General features: G+C 36.5%; 4 protein-coding genes. All 4 read left to right on the plus strand.

Annotated elements, in window-relative coordinates:
* Positions 1-77: 77 nt before the first annotated feature.
* On the plus strand, positions 78-311 hold the full coding sequence (locus Q0A18_RS13905) for a hypothetical protein (protein WP_292010757.1): 234 nt from the start codon (positions 78-80) through the stop codon (positions 309-311).
* Positions 312-606: 295 nt separating this feature from the next.
* Positions 607-4,260, plus strand: coding sequence for a hypothetical protein (locus tag Q0A18_RS13910; protein WP_292010758.1), 3,654 nt, complete (start codon positions 607-609; stop codon positions 4,258-4,260).
* Positions 4,261-4,300: 40 nt separating this feature from the next.
* The gene (locus Q0A18_RS13915; RefSeq protein ID WP_292010759.1) at positions 4,301-5,869 is read left to right on the plus strand and encodes a hypothetical protein; all 1,569 of its coding nucleotides are present in this window, start codon (positions 4,301-4,303) and stop codon (positions 5,867-5,869) included.
* Positions 5,870-5,880: 11 nt separating this feature from the next.
* The gene (locus tag Q0A18_RS13920; protein ID WP_292010760.1) at positions 5,881-6,360 is read left to right on the plus strand and encodes a hypothetical protein; all 480 of its coding nucleotides are present in this window, start codon (positions 5,881-5,883) and stop codon (positions 6,358-6,360) included.
* The last annotated feature ends 101 nt before the right edge of the window (positions 6,361-6,461 follow it).

Consider the following 6,461-nt stretch of genomic DNA (forward strand, 5'->3'; position numbering starts at 1 on the left):
AGTTTTGTCGCCTCTCACTTCTATCTTTGGAGTATAAACAAAAGCACAAAAACAACCTTAATAATTAAAAAACACTATTGAATTCACCCTTATGTACAGGTGCTGAACAGCCCGAAATATATCCCATCATGAACCTAAAAACACAAAATATGGAAACTTCAGATGATACTATAACTAAAGATTCAGATATTGATATTTATACCATTAACTGGAAAGATACCGAAATGGACTATGACAATTATCTTAATGATATCGAAAGCTTCTTCCGAGAAGATTTTGAAAATGATATTTCTGAAGAAGAAACTTTCTGATTTTTTTTAAACACGTCAAGTTCTGTCGCTGTTCAACATTAGTTTTGAGCTATAAAATAAAACACTAAACCAATCTTAAAAACTCATTGTATCTCAGCATTCATAATGTTGGACAGACGGAACTTTATCTAAACCTAACCTTTAAATGACAAAAAATGAAACTCGCTATTAAAAAGTGAGGTGGATATCCTTTGCCGGAAACCACCTAAAAAAATAAGGCCAAAACCTGAAGATCCTCTCCTAAAAAGAGACTGCAAATTTCAACCTTTAATAAAACCAAACAAATTTACAAAAAATGGCCGAAATTGAAAACGGGGCTCAACCTATTGAAAACACCCCAACACAAACACTTTTCAGATTCGTAAGCTTAAGAAGTCCTGAATTAACTGATGATACGGAACAAAACAACCGGTTTGTCGTAATTCCAAGCGGGCTTACATCTGATGACAAATTTTATAAACCAGCAGCTGAAGCAACCAGCTCCAAACAAGAAGTCTTAAGAACTAAAGCAGCTGAATATGCAGTTTTAGCTGAATGTATCTCAAAAGAAAACTCCAATAATACTCTTGCAGGTTTCAAAAGAGCCTATAATGTAATTTATAATTTCGCAACATGGCTAGCCAGAAATAAAAGTACCTGTTCCTATGAAGAACTGGTGGAAAAGAAAAATGCTGCACTTACAGGTTATAAACCTGAAATCCTCATGGTATGGAATAACTTCATTTATCAGGTAGTTACACAGAAGGACTTCTATATCAAGGAAACACTAATGCAGGTTATTTTCGCCTTACACGTTCTTGAAAGCCCGACTTCGAATGAAGAAGAAGCAAAAATTGTACTGGGAGCAAGAATAGTTCTTCCAAAAGAAATGATGATTGATGATGATATCAATTCCTCATCTTCTTCAGTAGTTTCCAAAGTGGCAGCTAAAGCAAGCCTAAAAGACTCATTTCCTACTGAAGGAATGAAGAAGCAGCAAGCCGTTTCTGCTGCTAAAATGAGGCTTGGACACATTGAGGCTTTAAAGAAAGATATGGTTGCTATTGAAAAACAATACAATAAAGACTATCAGACTCATTATAAATCTCAGGAAGAGGCTTACCAGAAAGAGATAGCTCCTATACTCGCTAAGTATAACGAAGAGCTGGAAGCAGCCAAAAATGAATACTGCAGCGTGAGAGAACCCGGTGTGGAATACAACCCTGAGGATCCATGCCAGCAGCCTAAATATGTTCCCTATCCAGAATTACCTAAATTTGACTTTTACTTCAGTCCTGAGGTGAGTAGTGAATCTTTAATCACCAGCCTAAAAACTGACAATTTAGTAACGCTTCTTGATGTTTTAGGCTTCAAATTCTATAACGAATTTGTCCCGGAAAGACCTTCTCAAAGTGATGTTATACAGATGGAGTCTCTAATGGGAGGTAAGGATACTTTCAAGGAAATCAATTCATTAATCGAGGAATCTGTAGAGAAAAACAATACAATCATTGTAGAAAATACCGAAAGCAATAGTCAGGTATACACAAGTATCGGTGGTGTGATTGTACCTGTTGCCAAAACAACGGTCGTTCCATTCACTTATCAGATCTGTCCAAAGTTTGTTAAGGCTTTTAGCCTAGACTTAGCGTTAAATATTCCGGATACAACATGGGATATTGCTGCGGTCTCTTATATTTTAACTTCAAATAGCGGAACTCAAATCTCAAATTCCTATTATGTGAAATCCAAATCAGGAAATACGATTTATTTAAATGATTTACTAAATGACGGTGTTGACTTTTATACAATTGAAAACTCAAGTCTGGAAATAAAAATAGCATTCACTAATGGTAACGAAGCTGCCGTATCAATTTCAGGAATTACGGCAAGAACTTGTGTCTCTTCCAGCTTTGAATTAATCGCCCAGGATGGAAGTAATCCTACTATTCCCGATGGAGAAAACAATTTCATTCCTTCAGGGTTCGGATTCAAACAGGTTGGTATAGCTGATTATCTTAAAGTGGAACAAAGCACTCATGCTTATGTAGAAGGAGAAGTGTCAAATATTGAAAATATAATGGCCAGGGAGTACCGTGAAAAGTCTACGAGAAGATTAAGAAAGAGTGAAAATACCACTACAACTTCTACTGACACTGAAAGAGAGCAGCTTACAGACACCACAACTGCCAATCGTTATGAAATGCAGTCTGAAATTGCTAAAATAATGCAAGAAGCATCTGATAATAATACCCAGTTTAGCGCAAACGCCCATTATGGAGGAAATAAGTGGGGAGTTAGCACAGGACTAGGCTCTGGATATGCCAATCATAAATCTAAAGAAGAGAGTACAAGACAAGCCATGACACAATCTCAGGATATTACTTCCAGAGCTATGGATAGAATTGTCACCAAAGTACATGAAGAAAGAATTGAAAAAATCATTGAAGAATTTGAAGAAAACAATTCTCATGGTTTTGATAACAGAAAAGGTGATCAGCATGTCGTAGGTGTTTACAGATGGGTAGATAAACTGATGAAGAATCAAATCTATAATTATGGTAAACGTATGATGTTTGAGTTTATGATTCCCGAACCTTCTAAGCTGTATTCTTTAGGGCTTGATTTAACTAAAGATTTACTGACTAAACCGGAAGACCCACGAAAAGCTCTTACATTAACCATGGCTGATTCTGATGCTTTACAAGATGAATCTATTCTTAGATATTGGGTAGGTAAGTACAATGTAGAAATAGAAAACATTCCGAGTGAAACCGTGAAGCTATCAAAAGCATTTGCTTATGGTAAAGATAAAGTAGGGGATATAGGGTCTACAGGACATACTACAAGTGCTATCGGGCTACAAGAAACAATCACTATACCTGAAGGATATATTTCAAAATCTTACAGTATAAAAGGTGGAGGCAAACAATATCTGGAAAATGGCAGTTCATTGTTAAATGTAAACATTGGTGATATCCACGCAATTATAAACAGCTCTGCAGGAACTTTTCAGAATCAAAACAATAATTTCAGCGGATACACGGGCGAGCTAGGAGTAGGAATTTCCACTGATAGATTTTACTCATTTGAGGCTGTTGTTTCTATTGATTGTGCGCTATCTATGGATGCAAAAAAACAATGGATGCAGAAAACTTTTAATGCTATAATCAGTGCTTATGAAGAAGCATTGCTAGAGTATGAAAATAAACTTGCTGAAGAACAAAACAAAGCTGTTGAGATCAAAGGGTCTAATCCAAATTATTACAGACAGATTGAGAACACCATCTTACGTAAAAACTGTATTTCTTATATATCCGACAGATCAAATGGCTCTACACACGGCTATGGATTAGCAGGTTTAACACAAGGAACTACATTTACAGACTATGAAACTACTTTAAATGAAAAACTAGACAAATACACTGCTTTTGTCAAATTCATGGAGCAGGCATTCGAGTGGGAAAACCTTTCTTATTATCTATATCCTTTTTATTGGGGGAATAAGTTCAACTGGGTAGACCTTTATTTAGCCGAAGATACCGATCCGACCTTTAAAGCATTTTTACAAAGTGGAATGGCAAGAGTTATTGTAACTGTACGTCCCGGTTTTGAAGATGCAGTACAGTTCTATCTTGCCACAGGCAAAATCTGGAATGGAGGTGAAGTCCCTGTTATCGGAGATGTGCTTTACTTATCTATTGTGGATGAATTGAAGCAACCTCAGGGAGAAAAGCAAGGTAAACCTTGGATTACAAGACTTCCTACTTCTCTTAATATCCTTCAGGCAGAAAGTATAGGGTTAAAAGTTGCTCATGCTTTGCCATTTACAGAAGAGGATCCTGAAGAATTTGAAGTGCCGTCTGATGTAATCACAAAGGACAGATTCAATTTTGAGAAAAATGAGAATCTGCTTGGGGTACAGGATTCCACTTCAGGAGAAAGTATTATTTCCGGAGATTGGCTGTAAAACACAAACAATTAACTAACCTTAGATAAAATAACACAATATGCCCATTACAGGAAAAATCATAAGAGTAAATGAATTACCTCCTATCGGAAAAAGAGAAAAAAATGTCATTTACCAGGTAGCAGAAATAGGTTCTGCTACTTACACAGACTACGCTATTGATGAAACCGGCGACCTGAAAACCCATGCTGTTGTAGATGGGACAATTCCCCTCGAATTAGCAGATAATCATATTTCCATTTCGGATCCTTCCTTAGTTTCCGCAGGCTTCAATTCTCAGGCAGAGTACAATATCAGTACAAAAGAAAAACTAGATCAGAAACTGGAGATCCCTTCTACCGACGGAAATGCACAGGATTATCCAAAAATCATCGGAATGGATGATAATGGTAATATAGCTAAGCTACCAGCAGGAGATTTAGGAAAGAATATTGCCAATTCATCACTTACATCAGTAGATGGAGCCGGGCTTACCTTAGGTGCCAACTGGACTTTGAATACATCCGGACTTTATTATTCCATTACAGGATTATCAGATGTATCCAGTGACTCTACATTTAATACCTTTCTGTCTCAGAATTCTTCCGGCAGAATCGGAAAAACGAATGGAAAGCAGCCTTTTTTAAGCCTTCCTTCCACCCTCACAGAAGCCGAAAGGACAGCCTGGAAAACTGCTATGAATGGTGGATGGACGACTAATACGATGAGCGTTGGTTTAATCAATCCATCTGTTGTCAGAAAATTAGATGCTCCTCAATATATCACCTTAGTCGGAGCGAATCTAAACATGCCCTCTACTAGTTTTTCTGTTGAAATCATGGATAGTACAGGAACCACTGTAGTTGCTGTTGTGCCTAACTCTCAGGTGCAGATACAAAGTGTAGGAACCTCCCTTATATTCTGGTATAATTTTAAAAATCTTGCCGAAACAAGTTATAAAATCAGATTATGGAATGGTGTAGCATCTTATACTACCCCTATGACTTTCGTTATCGCTTCTAACATCCTAACAGCAGATCTATCATCGAACACATGGGATACGGTGAATTACAGTGATAAAATTAATCCAACTATTGTAACATCCAATACAAGCATTACCATGGGACAAAACCTGAAAAATGCTGATAATACAGAATTTAATGAAATGGCAGGAATAGGAAGTGGAAATATTGCTACAGCAGCACTTTCATCTCCTATTATTATAGGAGGATCTGAACTGACTTTTCAAGACAATTTTGTTATTGAATTGGGAATGACCTATACAGATCGTGACTTCTCCAGTTTTGGTATTTGTGCCGACACAATAAATTCATTAACCAATAGTATACAATATGGGATCAGTATGAGACATAACGACGGAGCATTATCCAATTATATTTCTCCAAGCATGATCTCAACCTCACCCGATACTCTTAATAAATGTACTATTGTTAAAAATGCTAATTTGATCAGTGTAGCCATCACAGCAGGGAATAATATTCTTGTTAATAGTACAGCTATCAGCAGCAACAGCGAAAAAGTCAGAATTAAAGCACTTAAAAGGGTTTCCTTATGGGAGAACCACCCGAAAACAGCTTCATTTACCATATTATCCGCCTATAAATTTTAAAAATTAACATTATGAACAATCATTTAAGCATTCCATCAAATATTCAACAAATTATTGACCAAATCTCCAACACAGATTTAAATCTTGCAGAATTACCATTACCCGAGCATCCCAAGCTTCCCCATTTTGACAGATTTATCCGCGTATTGGATATTGATGCCAAATCAAAACAGGAATTTATCAATTTTACCTATGAACAGGTTCTTAGAGATAAAGTAAATGGTGAAGAATTCAAGATTGCCTTACCGACACCGGAATGGGTAATCTACAAAGAAACCTGGAGTTATCTCCGTGATGAAAACAATAATCCTTTTGAAGTATTATTAACCGAACCTACCGAAACGGAAGCAACCGGAAAAGTAAGAGTTCCTACCTACCGTTATATGCTTTGGCTGCTTAAAAACGATAAGATAGCATTCCTAGACCTTCTGAAATCCTACCTTAAAGATTTCATTGAAAACAAAGGAGAAGAGCTGGATAAATTGTCATAAACACATAACATCTTTGAATCTAAGGCAGAGTTGTAGAACTCTGCCTTTTTAATCACAATTAATTATTAATAAAGGAGGTAATATGACATTTTATGTTTTAC

The sequence above is a fragment of the Chryseobacterium sp. genome (assembly GCF_022712095.1).
Taxonomy (GTDB): Bacteria; Bacteroidota; Bacteroidia; order Flavobacteriales; family Weeksellaceae; genus Chryseobacterium.